16 protein-coding genes are annotated in these 18,056 nt (G+C 51.8%); 3 read left to right on the top strand and 13 right to left on the bottom strand.

Going from position 1 to position 18,056, the window contains the following annotated elements; genetic code table 11:
- Positions 1-22: 22 nt before the first annotated feature.
- On the bottom strand, positions 23-3,607 hold the full coding sequence (locus AC0YOB_RS05920) for an S-layer homology domain-containing protein (RefSeq protein ID WP_475791976.1): 3,585 nt from the start codon (positions 3,605-3,607) through the stop codon (positions 23-25).
- A gap of 324 nt (positions 3,608-3,931) precedes the next feature.
- Positions 3,932-4,126 carry a TetR/AcrR family transcriptional regulator gene (locus tag AC0YOB_RS05915; protein WP_475792318.1) on the bottom strand — a complete coding sequence of 65 codons (195 nt, stop codon included), beginning with the start codon at positions 4,124-4,126 and terminating at the stop codon, positions 3,932-3,934.
- A gap of 143 nt (positions 4,127-4,269) precedes the next feature.
- On the opposite strand from AC0YOB_RS05915, the gene cdaS reads away from it, so the two are divergent.
- The 3 genes from cdaS (at position 4,270) to wrbA (ending at position 6,283) form a co-directional block, all read left to right on the top strand.
- Complete coding sequence (gene cdaS, locus AC0YOB_RS05910) at positions 4,270-4,887, top strand: sporulation-specific diadenylate cyclase CdaS (protein ID WP_210040076.1); 618 nt, start codon at positions 4,270-4,272, stop codon at positions 4,885-4,887.
- Positions 4,888-4,919: 32 nt separating this feature from the next.
- On the top strand, positions 4,920-5,528 hold the full coding sequence (locus AC0YOB_RS05905; protein ID WP_475791975.1) for a diadenylate cyclase: 609 nt from the start codon (positions 4,920-4,922) through the stop codon (positions 5,526-5,528).
- A gap of 140 nt (positions 5,529-5,668) precedes the next feature.
- Entirely contained in the window at positions 5,669-6,283 is a 615-nt protein-coding gene (wrbA, locus tag AC0YOB_RS05900) for an NAD(P)H:quinone oxidoreductase (RefSeq protein ID WP_475791974.1), read from the top strand.
- A gap of 217 nt (positions 6,284-6,500) precedes the next feature.
- Here the strand turns inward: wrbA and rpmJ are convergent, their stop codons facing one another.
- From rpmJ to AC0YOB_RS05845, 11 genes are all read right to left on the bottom strand, one after another.
- Positions 6,501-6,614 (bottom strand): 50S ribosomal protein L36, encoded by a 114-nt coding sequence (gene rpmJ, locus AC0YOB_RS05895; protein WP_210040079.1) that lies wholly within the window; start codon positions 6,612-6,614, stop codon positions 6,501-6,503.
- 81 nt (positions 6,615-6,695) lie between these two features.
- Positions 6,696-7,247 carry a flavodoxin family protein gene (locus tag AC0YOB_RS05890; protein WP_475791973.1) on the bottom strand — a complete coding sequence of 184 codons (552 nt, stop codon included), beginning with the start codon at positions 7,245-7,247 and terminating at the stop codon, positions 6,696-6,698.
- Between the two features lie 72 nt (positions 7,248-7,319).
- The gene (locus tag AC0YOB_RS05885; protein WP_475791972.1) at positions 7,320-7,781 is read right to left on the bottom strand and encodes a DinB family protein; all 462 of its coding nucleotides are present in this window, start codon (positions 7,779-7,781) and stop codon (positions 7,320-7,322) included.
- 53 nt (positions 7,782-7,834) lie between these two features.
- Entirely contained in the window at positions 7,835-8,578 is a 744-nt protein-coding gene (locus tag AC0YOB_RS05880) for an SDR family oxidoreductase (RefSeq protein WP_475791971.1), read from the bottom strand.
- 318 nt (positions 8,579-8,896) lie between these two features.
- Positions 8,897-9,739, bottom strand: coding sequence for an SDR family oxidoreductase (locus AC0YOB_RS05875; RefSeq protein ID WP_475791970.1), 843 nt, complete (start codon positions 9,737-9,739; stop codon positions 8,897-8,899).
- 325 nt (positions 9,740-10,064) lie between these two features.
- Positions 10,065-10,910 (bottom strand): carbohydrate ABC transporter permease, encoded by an 846-nt coding sequence (locus AC0YOB_RS05870; RefSeq protein WP_475792317.1) that lies wholly within the window; start codon positions 10,908-10,910, stop codon positions 10,065-10,067.
- Between the two features lie 41 nt (positions 10,911-10,951).
- Positions 10,952-11,797 carry a carbohydrate ABC transporter permease gene (locus AC0YOB_RS05865; RefSeq protein WP_475792316.1) on the bottom strand — a complete coding sequence of 282 codons (846 nt, stop codon included), beginning with the start codon at positions 11,795-11,797 and terminating at the stop codon, positions 10,952-10,954.
- A 139-nt stretch (positions 11,798-11,936) separates the two neighbouring features.
- Entirely contained in the window at positions 11,937-13,259 is a 1,323-nt protein-coding gene (locus tag AC0YOB_RS05860) for an ABC transporter substrate-binding protein (RefSeq protein WP_475791969.1), read from the bottom strand.
- A 106-nt stretch (positions 13,260-13,365) separates the two neighbouring features.
- Positions 13,366-14,547 carry a response regulator gene (locus AC0YOB_RS05855; protein ID WP_475791968.1) on the bottom strand — a complete coding sequence of 394 codons (1,182 nt, stop codon included), beginning with the start codon at positions 14,545-14,547 and terminating at the stop codon, positions 13,366-13,368.
- A 37-nt stretch (positions 14,548-14,584) separates the two neighbouring features.
- The gene (locus AC0YOB_RS05850) at positions 14,585-15,859 is read right to left on the bottom strand and encodes an ABC transporter substrate-binding protein (protein WP_475791967.1); all 1,275 of its coding nucleotides are present in this window, start codon (positions 15,857-15,859) and stop codon (positions 14,585-14,587) included.
- Entirely contained in the window at positions 15,856-17,673 is a 1,818-nt protein-coding gene (locus AC0YOB_RS05845; protein WP_475791966.1) for a sensor histidine kinase, read from the bottom strand. Before AC0YOB_RS05845 ends, AC0YOB_RS05850 begins: the two co-directional genes overlap by 4 nt.
- Positions 17,674-18,056 lie beyond the last annotated feature (383 nt).

The raw sequence follows: 18,056 nt of genomic DNA, 5'->3' as shown, positions 1-18,056 counted from the left end.
GGTTGTTTTAATTGCTGACTTATTAAATAAAATGTAAATATTGCAGCATCCGCTTCAGTATGACGGCGCTTTGCGCCCGGGTTGCTTCCGTCTGCGGATCGAATGCCCCGCCGGTCGTCCCTTGGACAATTCCTGTCCCGGAGAGCTGTGCAATCGCATCCGCCGCCCAGTCCGAAATGTCTGCGGCGTCGGCGAACGGCTCCAATGCGCCGGCATTCGTCTGCGGCGTTTGTCCGGCGAACGCCAACGCTCTTGCGATCATCACGGACATCTGCTCGCGGGTGATACTGGCGTTGGGCCGGAAGGTCCCGTCCTCAAAGCCGTCGATCAAACCGGCATGCAGCGCAGTTTCTGCTGCTTCGACATACCAGTCCTCCGCCTTCACGTCCGTGAACGGCTCTTCTCCACTGGCCTCGGGCAGCCCGAGTGCGCGCACGAGCAGCGCTGCGAATTCGGCGCGGGACACCTTGGCGTTCGGAGCGAATCCGCCGTCCGGCTGTCCTTCGACGATCCGCTTGTTCGCCAGCAGCTCGATCTCCTCTTGTGCCCAATGCCCCTCCACATCAGGGAACGATTCGTCCGACTGAATGACCGTATACAGGCCGTCCACAGGGGAATGAATGACTACCATCGGCGGTTCGCCACTTGAAAATACGGAAGGCGCAAAATGCAGACCGCCCTTCGCATCGATCCATACCGCCGTCGTCTTATCCGGATTGACTGCCGCGGGCAGCCTGATCGTCCGCTCTGCATAGATGCCGCTCCAGCCAGTAATGGCCTGGCCGTCCGCATCCAGCCCATAAGCGATCGGATGCGCAAGCAGCTGGGTCGCGCCTGCCTTGTCGATCACTTGCTTTATGGCAGCGCTCGACGCATCGGACGCTTCTGCGATCGCAGCTGTCAGGATTGACCCTTCGGGCAGTTCGCCAATAGCGCTTAGCGGAATACGCAGACTGTTCCCGTTCACGGTTATCAACAGCTGGGCTTCCGGTTGGCTGTTTAGGACGCTTAGAAGCAGCGCTGCCGGCAAGCTTATCTTGACTGCCGGACCGAGCCCGTCGGCCTTAAGCTCTGTTTCCGCTTGATCGGCGAAGGCTCCGGCCAATTGCTCCGCTGTCGGGAAGAGCCGGATCAAGGTCTGTCCGTCGGCGGATGTCTCCTTCGTGAATCGCACCGCCGTACTTACGCCGTCCAGCATAATGGTTGCCGTCGGTTCGGTTGCGGGACCCGATGGGCCGGTATAAACCGGTCCGCCGGGTGTATCGTCCCCATCGTCTTCATCCGGATCGGGTGACGATGTATCGATGCCGGTGACGGCAATTTCGCTCACCGCTTCATTGCCTGCCTTGTCCCTGGCATAGACGGTATAAGTGCCGTTCGCTGAGACGGTGAACTGCTGCGCGGCCAGAATATCGGTACCGGCTTCGCCTGCAAAATCGGCGCTGCTATGGCTTCCCGGCAGCCAGTTCAGCTCGGTCAACGTGTTGCCCGCCGACACTCCATATACGCTCGCCGTCACCGTTACACCTGCCGATGAACTGCCGCCTTCTCCAGCGGCCAGGGCAATAACAGGCGGAACGGACACGATATGCAGCCCCTTCATATCCGGTGCCTGATACGCCAGCGAAGCTGCCCCGCCGCCATTGGCACGCGTTATGCTTGCGCCGTTCGGAAGCTCCATCTGCGGGGAAATGGCAATGCCATCCTCATCAGCAAATCCTCCGGGAACGTCATATTCGAAGGTCAGCTCGGTCAATGGCGTGCCGCGTTCCCCTGTATAAGAGGCATAAACCGTCTCGGTACCGCTGCCGCTGCCGATTGCGAGCGGAATGGCCGGCGAACCCGTCACGCTCACTTCATACCCATAGACCACCGTAAAGCGTAAGATATCATGGGTGCCGTACAGACCATCCGCTGGCGCTGTCAGCACAAGTCCCACCCAAGCGGCTTCAAAATGCGCCAAGGCGTTATCCAACGCGGCGGCTGCCGCGTCCAGCTGATCCTGGGTTTGATTCCCGGCATCGTCAGCGATACCCTGCGCCACATCGATTGCGTCTTTCAGCGCGGTGCGGGCTGCGCTGGACGCTTCACCGACGTCCGTGCCTTCGGGATGCTCGGTCAATGCCTGATCCGCTAATGCGATTGCCGCTTCCAATGCTGCGGCATCGCCAGCCGGGATAATGGCATCCCCGAATGTATCGATCGCCTCATTCAACGCGGCGGCTGCCGCATCCAGCTGATTCTGGGTTTGATCCCCGGCAGCGTCAGCGATATCTTCCGCCACATCGATTGCGTCTTTCAGCGCGGCGCGGGCTGCGCTGGACGCTTCACCGACGTCCGTGCCTTCGGGATGCTCGGTCAACGTCTGATCCGCAGCCGCTATGACCGCTTCCAATGCTGCGGCATCGCCAGCCGGGATAATGGCATCCCCGAATATATCGATCGCCGCATTCAACGCGGCGGCTGCCGCATCCAGCTGATTCTGGGTTTGATTCCCGGCATCGTCAGCGATATCCTGCGCCACATTGATCGCATCTTGCAGCGCGGTGCGGGCTGCGCTGGACGCTTCACCGACGTCCGTGCCTTCCGGATGCTCGGTCAACGCCTGATCCGCAGCCGCTATGACCGCTCCCAATGCTGCAGCATCGGCAGGAGGTGGAATGATCGCGTCAGTGAACGCATCGATCGCCGCATTCAACAAGGCTGCGGGAGGGTCCAAATCGGTGGATACGGTTGTGCCCGTGATCCCGTCGACGAAGAGTCTGGCATCAGCGAGCGCATCCTTCAAGCCGTCATGAATGAGCGCTGGCACCTGCCCTTCATTTGTGCCTGGCAGATGGGATACTAACAGCTGTTTCGCCGCGTCCATCGCTTCAAACAGCACGGTCCCGTCCACAAATGTATAGCCCTTGCTCCTTGCATAATTTTGCACAGCGGATCTCGCGGAACCAAAAATCTTCAGATCTGCCGCAATGGTCTGATTATTGTTGAACGCGAGGTTATCAATAACTGTCGATTCATTCAGCAGCGTTACGCTGGTTAGAAGATTATAACGGAAAGCATAACCTCCTATACTCGTCACGCCGTCTGGAATAACCACGCTTGTAAGCTGGTTGCCTCTAAATGCAAAATCGCTGATGCTCGTTAAGCTGTCCGGGATATTCACGCGGGTAATAAGATTGTTCGAGAAAACCTCCTGCCCCATACTCGTCACGCTGTCCGGAATGTCTACGCTTGTCAGCAGATTATTCTTGAAGGCTCTTTCGCCGATACTGGTCACGCCGTCCGGGATGTCAATGCTGGTAAGGAAATTATAACCAAATGCATCATTGCCAATGCTCTTCAGACTGTCCGGAAAGACGACGCTCGTAAGATCGTTGATATAAAATGCAGTTTCCCCAATCGCGGTAACCGCCACTCCTCCCAAGGTATCGGGAATTATGACATCCAGAGCAGCTCCTCTCGGGAAATCGGTAATCGTTGCGCCATCGCCGTCAATGGTGTACGAATAATCGCTCTCCTCGGCCGCATTTGCATATTGCACCTGCGATAATGAGGCCCAGAACATAACCAGAGCGAGCAGCATGCTTAAAGCTGATTTCCTCATTTTTTGCCTCCTTTCCTTCATGGATAATTGATGTACGAATTGTCTGGCACGATCAGGAGATGGAGCTCCCGAAGCTGCGCGCAGCAGCTTGTGTTCCATGTTCCAAACACAGGTGAATGGTTGCCGACGCGGAAGCCAGACGACCGCCATTTGTAATTGTAGCAAAGGCCAATAAAAGAATAATGAAAGATCATCTCCCAAACTGCCGCGCAACATCAAGAATCCGCAGGTTTGCAAGGAGCTTAAAATATTTTTTTCGGATAAAACGAAGGCTTGGACAACGTATCTTCGAGCTCTTGAATAAGCTGCCTGCTCATTATCTCTTTAACAATAACGTTTAGCTTGGCTAACATATCCCATATCCTCCCTGTTAACATAATAGACATAAATCGTCGAGGATGAGATCTTCGCCCGTCTGGCTATTTTGGACATCGAAATGTCAGAGAAACCTATTTCATTCAGAAGGTCAATCGCGGCCTGAAAGATTGCTTCGTTTTTAATATCGTCCTTGTGTCTCATAGCTGTATAATAAACGAACGTCCGAGTATATTTCAATTCTAAAAACAATATGTCGAACGTTCCCCTGGCAGCTGTCTATTACTAGAAATAATTATTGCCATCAACGGGAATAGCTAAAGAATAGTAAAGGAGGCTAAACAGCAATGGAATACACTGGGGGAGGGCTTTCACCGCAGCAGAATGATGTTAAGGAACAGTTCATCAGCATCTCCGAAAATCTATCCCAATTAATTGCCTCATTGAATCAAGAGGACATTGACATTCTGAATGATCTTAGACATCTTTCTAAAAGATTCTCGGATTCGGGAAAGATGGCATCTGCGTATTACCTAAGCTGCCTGCTGGCTCCTTATACAAATAAGTTTAACGAAATTTTCGAAGCCGTCCGCAAGCTCAGCTCCAAACGGCAAGGAGCGCTTATTGTCATCCAAAGGGAAGATCCGCTTGACGAATGGATTACCCCGGGAGTACCTATCCATGCCGAATTTTCCGGTTCGCTTCTGGATTCCATTTTCCCGGTTGGCAGCCCCCTGCATGATGGAGCTGTATTGATCCGTTACGATATTATTGTATCGGCTGCCAACATCCTCCCGCTCACCAAAAAAACATATAAAAAAAAGTTAGGGACACGCCATCGCGCTGCAATCGGATTGTCGGAGCGGACGGACGCATTAATCGTCGTGGTATCCGAGGAAACGGGAAGAGAATCATTTTCCTATAAAGGTGCTCTTTACCCCTTTCAGCTCCCGGAATCAAAATAAGATTAAATCCCTGTCAGGCGGAGGGTTTACATATGGATATTGCCAATAGCGACTTTTCTCTTCTGCGGACTGAATTAATTAAAAAGCTGACCCGGATTGAGGAAATACTGAAAAATGTTATTTTCACCTTTGAGCAGGATCGTGTTCAACTTCTAAGCGATATTGATGAGATTTCCAAAAGGTTTTCCGAATCGGTATCGGTTGCGTCCACCTATTTTTTGAACAGCATTCTGTCTGAATACACAAATCATTATAAGGAAATATCCTTTGCCATGCATCATTTGAGTTCCAAGCGGCAAGGAGCGCTTATCGTCATTCAAAGAGAAGACCTTATAGCTCCTCTAATAAGTCAAGGCACACCCATATTCGCAAAGATCTCCACCCCGCTGCTGGAGTCCATTTTCCTTCCGGAGAGCCCTTTGCATGATGGCGCGGTGTTGATTCAGGGCGATATGATTATATCCGCTGCCAATGTGCTTCCCCTTACGGATCAAATTTTCTGGGATCGGTCATTCAATGCCCGCGAGCTTGCCGCGATCGGACTATCGGAACGCTCCGATGCGTTAATTTTGCTCGTTTTCGACAACGGGTTAACGTCCTTTTGTTTAGATGGACATCTATACCCATTCTCGACGACATAGTAACTTGTTTACCATACAGAAGCAGGCTATTCTTCATTTGGGAATATTTGTGCGGTCCGGTGCGAATAATAGGGGATGGCATCTAAACGTTAAAAAGATGAAGATACAGAGAATATTGTCGGAAGGGGCAAATAAAAGGTATGGCACATGTACATCTGGCGGTTGTCTACTACAGCTCTACGGGTACAAACTATCAACTCGCCCAGTGGGCTGCAGAGGGAGGGAAGCTTGCGGGGGCAGACGTCAAGCTTTTCAAGGTACCGGAATTTGCGCCCCAATCAGAGATTGACGCTAACCCGGATTGGAAAGCGCATGTCGAAGCGACCAAGGATGTCCCCACTGTAGCTTCTGATGATATCGTGGCAGCAGATGCCATAATTTTCAGCACCCCCACACGGTTCGGAAATATTGCGGCACAGATGAAACAATTTTTGGACTCCACTGGCGGCATTTGGTTTCAAGGAAAAATAGTCAACAAGGTAGTAAGCGCGATGACCTCCGCACAAAACCCGCATGGCGGTCAGGAAGCTACCATACTCGCTCTGTACACGACAATGTATCATTGGGGCGCCATCGTCGTAGCGCCAGGTTATACGAATCAATCCCTGTTTGATGCAGGAGGCAATCCTTACGGTACAAGTGTGACGGTCGACCAGCAAGGAAAAATTGTCGAAGATGCCAAAGCCGCCGTCATTCATCAAGCCAAACGGGTCGTGACGATCGCTTCGGCGCTAAAGAAAGGATTCCAGGCCTAACGACCCATAACGGCTTGTAATCCGATGTGTATAAATAGACTTCCATTAATTTCTACCAATTATGCATGAAGGTCAGAAGAGTCGTATTCTTTCGTTTGAACAAAAAAATGACCAGCTCCAATAATCGGAACTGGTCATCATTGTGAAGCGCTTGATCCTCAAGGACTTTCTTGCAGCCTGATTTGGTTCTGCATAGGCGAGCAAATGACCAGGAACATTACCCTTGCTTCTGTTTATGCTTCGGATTTTCACAAATGACCATAACCTCGCCATCGCGGCGAATAACCCTGCATTTTTCACAAATAGGCTTAACCGAGGGTCTGACTTTCATTGCAATTACCTCCCAACTCCAACCATTCGCAAGTGTCCGGGAGAACCCGGCATCCTCATGCTTTCCAATCGGCATTGCGTTTTATGCACCTGCGAGATAATGGTTCAGTTTTCCCCGTAATTCCTCGAGAGCAATAAGAGCTGCCGCATCGTGCAGAATGTCATCCGGTCTGTTTCCCTTACCAAGCAGATGACCCGCAAACGTTATGCCGGTAAAATCAAAAATATATTGGAATTGCTGAATTAACGGCAGTCCTTTCAAATGAGGTTCATCGTCCCCAATTGCGATAACAAAGGCCTTTTTGGTGGATAAATCAGCTCTGAAACCCGCTCTGTTCTCCAGCAGCGATTGGGACCAGCGGTCAACAAAGGTTTTCATGACTCCTGACATTCCATACCAGTAGACAGGAGTCGCAAACACAATAATGTCCTGTTTCAAAACCTGTTCTATTAACATAAGGTAATCATCGTCCGGAAACGATTCCCTTTCGGAATGACGATAATCGTTAATCGGTTGGATGTTATAGTCGGATAAATATAATTTAACCGCATCCAAACCTTCTACCAGCTGACTTGCCAATCTGTCGGTATTTCCGTTTTTGCGAGAGCTTCCGAGAAGAACAGCAATTCCCATTGATCGTTATCCCCCTGCATCTAAAATAGCCTTATTATGCCTTATGGCATTGGCGATCATCCTCTTGTTCTATCATTTTATCACCCTTTCTTCTCGATTTACAAATGATTCGATCTGTTCTTTATGCTGATCGTCGTGTAAAACAAATTCCTGAATGAGGAATGCAAGAGAATAGTTCAAGTGCGCATGATATAAGTCATCGGGCATCTCCAATAGCTGGGCGATAAGATGTTCTCTGGTTCGAATGGCTTCATCGATCAAGGCCGATTGTGTAATTCCCGATTTGGCATACTGGGATGCTTTTTGATTATAGGTCTCAATATCTGGAAATGTGATGTTTTTCCCTTTTCTCACGGCGGGAAGAATCTGCGAGATTATATGATTATCCCAATTCAAAATGTGCGAAACAATTTCGCTAACCGACCATTTCCCTTCCGAAATCGGTTTTGTCCATAAATCGGCATCCCATTTGTTTAATGCAGCAGCCCAGGAAGTAAAAGCTTTAAAGCTTAATATATCATGATGTTCAGGCATATAAACCGCTCCCATTCTTGTTCCAAATAGCTTTGCATCTCAAAGGCGGCCGATTAAGATGGCTGTGCGGTCGGTCTGATGACAATTTCATTCACTCCGGTATCGGCCGGTTCATTAATCGCGAAGGCAATCGCTCTTGCTATGCTGTCGGGAGAAATCGCAATGTCGCTGATTTGGCTCACCATGGCTTTAATTTCAGGACTGCTGATCGCATTGGTCAGCTCCGTATCCGTAAAACCGGGGGAGACAATCGTGGTGCGGATATTGGATGCCGGCGATTCTTCCTGGCGCAGCCCTTCCGTAATGGCTCTGACCGCAAATTTTGTGCTGCTGTACACAGCAGAGGTTGGGGATACATGATAACCGGCAACCGATGAAATGTTGATGATATGGCCTGATTTTTGTTCCCTCATAGCTGGCAGAACGGCGGCAATCCCATATAAAACGCCTTTGATATTGACATCGATCATTTGGTCCCATTCGTGGACCTTTAATTCATTCAACTGAGAAAGAGGCATAATTCCGGCATTATTGACAAGCACATCGATGCGTCCATATTGCTTTAATGCAAATCGGGCCAATTCCTGCATGTCTTCCGAAGAAGCCACATTGGTTGCTAAATATACAGCCTCCCCACCCTTTTTTTTAATATCGCTTACGATCTTCTGCAAACGGTCTTCTCTTCTCGCTGCCAATACGATCTTTGCACCGTATTTAGCCAATAACTCCGCCGCAGCTTGTCCGATCCCGCTGGATGCTCCCGTTATAATGATGACCTTTGACTTTACGTTTTCCATAGCTGTCTCTCCCCGTACCTGATTTGTGATTACATACATACTATACAATTCATAATATGACGACTGTATGTCATATTATCCGAATAACGAAAAAGGCTGTGAGTAGTTAGCATGGATGGGAGTGAAAAATTTTATGCATAAGCATGAGAGGCCCACCCTATAAGCGGCAAAAGAGCCTCGGAAGGAACGGCAAAGAAGGATGCACAAGCCATGTTGACTTGTACATCCTTCCTCTGTAAGCGTAACGCCTTGGATAAGCTGTCTGCTGTCCAGCGAAGGGCATCAGACCGGATTTTGGGATAAGTCCACCGCTTCCCGTCAGCGGCTTACGGGGAAGTCTGTCGAGAATGCGAGATCTTTCTGCGCTTCCAGAGCCGCGAGCCGTTCGGTAAGCGCCTTGTGAATCGCATTGTAAGAGTCGCTGCCGAGCACGATCCGCTCAGGTGCCGGATTCTGATCGACGCTGTCGATCATGATCTTGGCCATCTTGGCAGGATCGCCAATCGGAAGATGCGCGGAGCCCTCAATGAATCGCCGGGTCACGCTGGCAGGGCTTGCGTCATAGGCATCGATTTTCGTACCGATCCTGGCGCTGCCGTATCTGAACTCCGTGCGCGCGCCGCCAGGCTCGACGATGGTGACACCGATATTGAAAGGTGCAATATCCTTCATCGTTGATTCGATGAAGCCTTCGATTCCCCACTTGCTTGCGTGATACAGCGACGCGCCTGGATTGGTCGCCTGGCCGCCATAGGTAGAGAGCTGGATAATGCGGCCCCCGCCTTGCGCGCGCAAATATGGAAGCGCGGCGCGGACCACTTGGATCGAGCCGATCAGGTTGGTGTTCAGATGGTGGAGGATTTGCTCATCCGTCAGCTCCTCAGCTGCGCCGAAGAGTCCATAACCGGCATTGTTGACCACAACGTCGATCTTGCCGAGTTCGGAGAATGCCTGGTTCACAGCCTGATGGATAGCTGGCGTATCGGTTACATCGAGATGGGCGAGCCACAGGAGGTCGCCATATTTGGCTTTGAGATCGTTCATGGCATCCATCCTGCGGACGGTGCCGGCGACACGGTCGCCGCGGGCAAGAAGCTGCTCGGTCATGTGGCGGCCGAAGCCGCTGGTTACGCCGGTAATCAGCCAGGTCCGTTGTGTCATCGGTTCATTCCTTCTCTCTTTGGGTTCAGCCATTATAATAACTAACTGGTTAGTAATAATATAAACTTATCTAACCATTTAGTCAATGGTATAATGTGCCCCGGAATGATTATGTCATCCATTAATATGTCCAGGGAGGCTGCTTTGATGCGGAACGCTTGAACGACACGATTTATCAGAAATAATCAACTATATGGTGCTCCACGTCCACAATGCCGTCAAAGTTCAGCGCGTGCTCAAACAGGCTGCCCGGTAAAATAAGGCAGCCTGTTTGCACGATTGTATTAAGGTCCATCCTTCGCATGATTGATTCCTTATATGATGTTTAATCCTTCACCGAGCCCTGCATCAAACCTGCGATGAATTGGCGGCTGAAGAGGGAAAAAACGATGATCAACGGCACCGTCGCCATCAGTGTGGCGGCCATTACCATGGAATAATCGGTACTGTACACGCCGTTCATGGAGGCGATGAGCATTTGGATCGTAAATTTGTCCTGAACCGATATGACGACAAGCGGCCACAAATAGTCGTTCCACGAGCCCAGAAATGTAATGATCCCCAAGGTGGCTAGCGCCGGCCGGAGGATTGGCAGCGCCACGCGCCAATACAAGTCAAATGTCCGGCATCCGTCGATCCGTCCTGCGTTGATCAGCTCATCGTGGATGACGGAATGCGTATACTGCCTCATCCAGAAGATGCCGAACGCATTGGCCACACCGGGAATAATGAGCGCCTTCAATTCGTTGATCCAGCCCAGCTTCTGCATGATGATGAACTGCGGGATAAGGCCGAGCTGCTGCGGGATCATCATTGTCATAAGCAGAAACAGGAACAGGATGCCCTTCCCGGGGAATTCGAATTTCGCGAATACGAAGCCCGCCATGGAACAGAAGAACAAGACAAGCAGCGTATGGGAAACCGCTACAATCAGGCTGTTGGCGAAGGATTGGAAGAAACCGACATTATCCAGCACTTTCTGAATATTCACCAGGAGCTGATCGCTTGGCAGCAGTCTCGGCGGGAACCGGAACATATCGGACGTCGTTGCCGTGGACATGACAATCAGCCAATAGAACGGAAACAGCGACAGAATAGCGCCCAGGAACATGCCTGTGTAGATGCCGATCAGACCAAAGCTGAATCTCCTTCCCGTCCTGGCGGACATCATGGTTTTCGGCAGCGTGGTAGCAGCCGGAGCTTTTGCATCCATCACATGCTCTCTCCCCTCGAAATGAATTTCCAGTTCAGGAAGGAGAAGATGCCGATCAGGAGGAACAGCACCCATGCGATTGCCGACGAGTAGCCGAACAACTGGTTGCCGAACGCCTGGTTATACAGATACAGCACCAGCGTAAGCCCTCCCTTCGTCGCTCCGCCGGTATTGCCGACCAGAATCGCCGGCTCGGTGAACAGCTGCATGCCGCCGATGGTCGAAAGGATGACGGTGAACAGGATGATCGGCTTCAGGAGCGGCAGCGTTATCCTGAAAAACTGCTGTGTGCGGCTTGCGCCGTCGATTGTTGCCGCTTCGTACAGATCGTTTGGCACTGCCTGCAGACCTGCCAGATAGATGATTGCGTTATAGCCCGTCCAGCGCCAGATGACCATCAGGGCAATCGCGGCTTTCACCCAGAATGTATCGTTGATCCAATCGATTCTCGGAATACCCATGATGCCGAGCAGTCCATTGATCAGGCCGAATTGCGTGCCGAAAAAAGAACCGAAGATAATCGCAACGGCAACGATAGACGTAATATTCGGCAGGAAAAATACGGCGCGGAAGAAGTCTTTAAACCGCATGAAAGCCGCATTGAGCAGGAACGCGGACACCAGCGCAAGGAACAGCTGCGGCAGCGTAGAAAGAAACCAGATGACAAACGTATTCCCGACCGACTTCCAGAAGTCAGGATCGTCGGACAGCAGATTTTTGAAATTCCGAAAGCCCACATACTCCATCGTGCCAAGCCCGTCCCATGCATGGAACGAGAGATAAAGCGAGAACAGGATCGGGAACAGTCCGAATATGAGAAATAGAATAAAGAACGGTGAAATCATCAGATAGGAAGCCAAATATGATCTGAATCCTTTCACGTCCCCACCTCCTTAACCCTACTATCTTTTTCAGGGGTTCCCCCGAAAGCGGCTGCTATGGAAGAACAAGCAGGATCTTGCCGCGTTCGGGGAATGGATAACCTTATTTGTTCTTGAGCTTTGTCTTGGCTTTCTCGACGAGCGCCCAGAATTCTTTCTCGGGATCCTCGGACTTGCCGACCGTGACCGCCTGCATCCCGTCGTTGATGATATCTTCCACCGTTTGATAATTCGGTCCTTTACGCTGCACCTTCACATCTTTCGAGACTTCTGCAAACAATACGCCAAGCTTTTGCCCGCCCCAGAAATCGAAGCCCTGCTCGGTAAACGTCTTATCGCCGTAGACCGAAGGCGTCGAAGGGAAGTTTCCGGAGATTTTGGCCACTTCCAGCTGCTGCTCAGGGGAGAGCATCCATTTTATGGCCTCGTAAGCTTGCTCGGCATATTTGCTCTGCTTGGGAATGAGCAGGAACGAGCCTCCCATGTTGCCGGTGCCTTCCGGAATTTTCGCGGCACGCCAGTTGCCTTTCGTATCGGGCGCTCGCGTCTCGACATGTCCGCGTCCCCAAGCCGCCGAAATATAGGTGGCGATTTTCCCCGAATTAAGCGCTGCGGAATATTCCTGCAGGGCGTTCTTCTGGTCATAAGTGCCGGCAATGCCCATATCGCGGGCTTTGATGTAATACTCCAGCGCCTTCTTGATCTGCGGATTTTGATCGATAATCATATTGTCGTCTTTATCAAAATACAGCTCATCGCCCTGGTCGCGGATCGCGCCGTACAGCTCATACGGGTTGGACAGCATGTCTACGCCCGTCTTTTCCTTCAGCGTTCTTCCCGCCTCAAGGAATTCATCCCAGTTCGTGATCTTCGCGGAGACATCTTCCGGAGCGGAAGGCAGTCCCGCTTTCTCGAACAGATCCGCCCGATAGTACAGCACCATAGGACCGATGTCCGTCGGCAAGCCAAGCTGCTTGTCTCCGACGATCGACTGGTTCCATTTCCACTCGAGGTATTCATCCTTCAGATCGGATGCGCCGAACTCGTTCAAGTCATAGAACTTGTCGGGATATTTCAGAAACTGGTCCAGCTGCGAGATATCGATCATTGCGATATCCGGGCCTCCCGAGTCGGCGGACATTGCGGTCAGAAGCTTCTTGTGCGCGTCTTCCCATTTGTAAATCTGCGGGACAATTTCAATATCCGGATGCAGCTTGTTGAATTCCGGAATAATTTTCTCGAAGGATGCTCCCTGCCAAAACCACATTTGCAGCTTGACCTTCTTGCTGCTGTCGCCTCCTGTGCTGCCGGTGGAAGCATCTGTTCCACTGTTGACGCTGTCACCGCTTCCTCCGCAAGCGCTGAGTACCAGCATCAGCGGTAGTACAATCAACAAGAGTGTTTTGAAATACCTTGTTCCCTTCATCACTGATTCTCCCTTCTTCTGGTAGGACCGCCTAAAGTAAGCCCTTACATATAGTGTACGGCCAGCCCCATTCCGGGGATAGATGAGTAATCTTCGTTTTCTGGTACTAATGTTGGGAAAGTGATGCACACAGACGGTAATCGTTCGGCGACATGCCCTCCGCCATTTTAAAAATGCGGCTGAAATACGCAGGGTCCCGGTATCCCGCCTGTTCGCATACCTCGTATATTTTAAGATTGCTTTCGCGGAGAAGCCGTTTCGCCTGCATCAGGCGGTGATGAGTCAAATACTGGGAATAGGTCATGCCTGTCTCCTGATGAAAAAGATTGCTTAAGTAATTGGCATTGACTTGATGCGTCTGGGCAAAATCGGCAAGCTGCGCGCTGCCTGCGTATTCCTTGTGAATATAGGCAATCAGGCTTCGGACAATGGGAGCCAGCCGTTCGCTTGCTCCGCGCCTCGACAGCTCGGTAAATCCCAGGTTAACCACGCAGCGCACATACATCATACCGATATCTCCGATGTCGCTGCTGTGACCGCCATATCCTGTCTTGATCGGAATGCGCAGCTTTTCCTGAATCCACAGCACCGTCTCGTTCACCAGCTCCTCCCATAACTCCCGGTCGAATCGGGCTGTGAACAGCACAATGGTAATCAGACGTTCCTCAAGGCAGACCACCGGTACGCCCAGCTTGCCGAACGCTTCGTATGCGCTGTTCCTGATGAAATAGCGGACGGACGGTTCTCCCAGCGATTGAAGATCCCTGGTGGAGAAGGAAACGAGCGATATCTGCTCAAAGGGTGGAATCAGGTTCTCGTCGAATTTGGGCAGCGGAAGGTCATGAAGCAGGTCGTGGATGCGCTTCTCGAGCAGCGCGCTGCTGCGGATCGTATCCACCTGATGGACATGATAGCGCTCGCGGTATTTCGCATACGCAGCGTCGAACACGTCCAGCAGCTTCTGCTTGGACAGCGGCTTGAGCAAGTACCCCGCAACCTGATGCTCCATCGCCTTCAGGGCGTAGTCGAATTCCGCATGACCGGTTAGTATATACAATTGCGAATTCGGGAACCGGTCCTTCACCCTCCCTGCCAGCTCCAGTCCGTCCATTCTTGGCATGCGGATGTCGGTAATGATCAGCTGCACTTCATGCTGATCCAGCAGCTTCAGCGCTTCCTCCCCATCGCCTGCTTCCAGGACGTTGTCCACGCCTGTGAGCTGCGACAGCATCCGGCACACGGGCATCCGTACATTCGGTTCATCGTCAACAACCATTATCGTAAACACGGCCATCTCTCCCGCTGTAAAGGTATATTTTATCCATTTAATTCCTGCTGCTGCCTGTGTCGCTGCCAACTTCCCGCATGACCGATTCCCACATAAGATCAGGGTCTGCTCCTTCAGTCTCCACCCGCTGCAGCGCATCGCGGATGAGCCGGTCCGTCATGGTCATATCCGCATCCTCAAACCCGCCCTTATAACGCAGTGCGGTATAGGAATAGATCTGGCCGGTCGGCGCGTTGTTAAAAAAAGGATCGTGAATCCCGATGAAATCGGAGGATGCGTAGGATTCCGGGGTTGACGGAAAGTTTCCGTTCTGGATAAAATTATCGAGCTGCCGTGGCGGGGCAGTCAGCCACCGGGCCAATTCATACGCCTCTTGCGGATAACGACTTGCGGCGGGCACGGCTATGAATGTCCCGTCCCAGTTGGATGGTTCGCCGGGAGGCCGTGCCAAATCCCACTTGCCGGCAGTCGCAGGCGCATTCTTCTTCATCAGCCCATGGACCCAGGATGGTCCCAGAACGGCGGCGAACCGTCCGTTCACCGCTCCGCTTGCCCAGGCTTGCGTCTGGGATTGCAGCCCCGCGCTCAAACCGAGCTTATGAAACCGGATCGTCCGGTCCCACGCTTCCTTGAACCGGGCAACGGATTCATTTCCGGATTTATCTGAATGCGGCTGTACGTATTGATTCAAATAGGAAAGATAAATATTGGTCAAATTGTCGAACAGCGGGATGCCCGACTTCTCTTTGAGCGCGATCCCAAGCCGCTCCAGATCGTCCCAGCTGCCAAGCATGGCTGTAATTTCCGTGCGGCCTGCGGGCAAGCCTGCGGCTGCAAACAAATCAAAGCGGTAGGCAAGAGCGACAGGACCGATGTCGGCCGGAAGCGCAAACAAAAAGCTGCCGTCATCACTCTCCGCCTGCCTCCATTTCCAATCCAGATAGTGGACATGCTCATCGCCGTACTCATATAAATTATGGAAATATGCGGGAAAATTCTTCATCTGGTTAATTTGCGACGAATCCAGAAGGACGAGATCGGGCGAATCGGACCAGGTTGCGAAGGCGATCATCAGGTTCGGTTGAATGTCGTCGTATTGGGAAGTGACAATCTCCACATCGATCCCCTGATGACTGTCCTTATAGGCTTGAATCAGAGACTCCAGGCCGCTGCCCTGCCAAAGCCATATGCGGATTGTGGTCTTGTCCGGATGCGCTTTGATGGTCGGCAGGGATGTCTGCGGCATACAGGAACAAACGACGATCATGAACGCCGTCATCAGAAAAGGCAGAATGAGCCAATGTCTGCTCAACGGACGTCACCTCCAAGCAAATCGCTCCACACCGATGCGGGTTTGGCCTTGTCAAGGGGGAGCGACAGAATGACTCCAAGCCCGCCAAGCGGACTGGCAAAAAGCCTTAAACCGTAAGGCTCCCCGAAGAAGGATTGAAGCTGGCTGTGCAGATTGGAAAGGCCGATGCCGCCCTCTTTTCCCTCGGGCATCTGATTCTGACGAACCCGTATTTCCAGCCTCTTCATGGCATCCGCATCCAATCCCGTACCGTTGTCTTCCACCGCACAAAGCAATCGGTCGCCTTTTCGGCAAATGCAGACGCGAATGCGCCAGTCGCCATGCTCCTTCTGTTCGAGCCCGTGCCGGATCGCATTCTCGACAAGCGGCTGGAGCATGAGGCGGAGCACCCGCTGCTCCTCGAGTCCTTCTTCGACCTCCACGTTCACCTGCAGGACCCTCCCGTAACGGGAACGCTGCAGGAACAGGTACCGCTCCAGCTGATCCAGATCATCCCTGAGCATGACCATATCCGACGTGGGATGAATGCTGTAACGAAGCAAATCGCTTAAGGCAAGCGTCATCTCCTGAGCCTCCTCGGCGCGTCCGTCCTCGATAGTCCAATAGATCAAATTCAGCGAATTATACAGAAAATGCGGACGGAACTGCGCTTTTAGCGCGACGAGCTGAGCCCGCTGCACGCTGATTTGCTGCTCCGACAACCGTTCGATCAGCGTCTTCAGCTGGTTGACCATCTGGTTGTAATTGGCATACAAAAGCGATATCTCCCTGCTGGTAAACCGCATCTTCACCGGATGGACCGCATGTCTGCCGATTCTGTTCATCCCGAGCGCGAGGTAGCGGATTGGCTTGGTGAGCGTCCATGTGAAATAAGCGACCAGAATAAGGGCGACAGCCGTGCCTGCGGCGATGGTCAGCAGGGCGTGGATCCAGATTTGCGAGGTGTCGCTGTACACCGCTTCTTTCCGGAAATAAGCAATCGTTGTCCAGCCCGTATAGGTGGACTTAGCGTAGGTTACATACATCTGCTCGCCTTCTTCCCGGGTAGTCCAATCGAAGAACAGAGGTCCTCCGTCGGCGAATTTGGCGAACAGACCGGTATCGGCAGCCGTACCTATTTCGCTCGATTGCGTAGAATAGACGATGTTGCCGAGCGGATCCATCACCTGTACCTTGCGCTCGATCGGTTGAACGGTCTGCCCGATCATCCGGTTCAATTTATCGACAGGAAAAACGAGGAATTGGTCGCCGATGATATGAAGATCTTTCGTATACTTGATTTTGCGCGCCCCGATGATGGCAGGGATTTCACCGTCCCTCCATGCGGGACCGTACACCCACAGCATTTTACCGTCCATGCGGGCCATCTTGCTGTACCATGTTACAGAGGATGCTTCGTCATATTCGCGCCAGAACAGCTGCAGCGAATCCGTTGAGGAGTATCCATGACCGCTTCTGTCAAACAGATGAATCAGCATGCCGTTTGCGATATGCCGCGTTTTCTGGCCAATGTACCTGCTGAATTCGATCGGATCTTCCGCAACGCGCTTCCCGCTTCCTGCTTCGTTCAATGTTTGCTGGACACGGTCGTCAAACACGACAAGCTGCGATAACTGATCATACTGAGCCAGCAGCACATCGATTTTATCCGAGAGCTGCTCGACTGATTGCTGGGTGTAATCCGCCATCCGGTTAAGCATCACCTGGGAGGTCAGGCGGTAATTCAGAATATTCGTGAGAGCGATTACAAGAACGGAAATGAGGAAAATCCCGGCCAGCAGCTGCACGAATATTGGCAAAGGACGACGAAGCATCGCGAATCACATTCCCTTCCGTTACAAATTCCGACACAAACGAAATTTCTATGAGTCTCTTTACTCAGGCACGATAACCCTCCTTTCAAAAATAAAGTTAACATAAAAAGATTCCACCTTTCCATAATAAATCCTTTTCTGATGTTATTTCACTGTCCATTCGCTTATTGCAGCTGTCCACTCTCCACCCGGGGCAGCGATTTGAATCTTCGAGCCGCTCCGAAGCTGCACGGACAATGCAGGCAGCTTGACAGGGAACAGGTAAAGTATTATTGTTAAATAGCTAATAGTTAAACAGTTAACTATTGAGCGGCATGCGGTACAATGCGAGTCCGCTTCACGCAATTTGGAAAATCCGCTTGGTGCGACAGGCTGCGGGGAGG

It is taken from the genome of Paenibacillus sp. JT31N17, assembly GCF_056269255.1.
The sequence above is the reverse complement of the archived record's forward strand: the minus strand, read 5'-3'. Positions and strand labels throughout refer to the sequence as shown.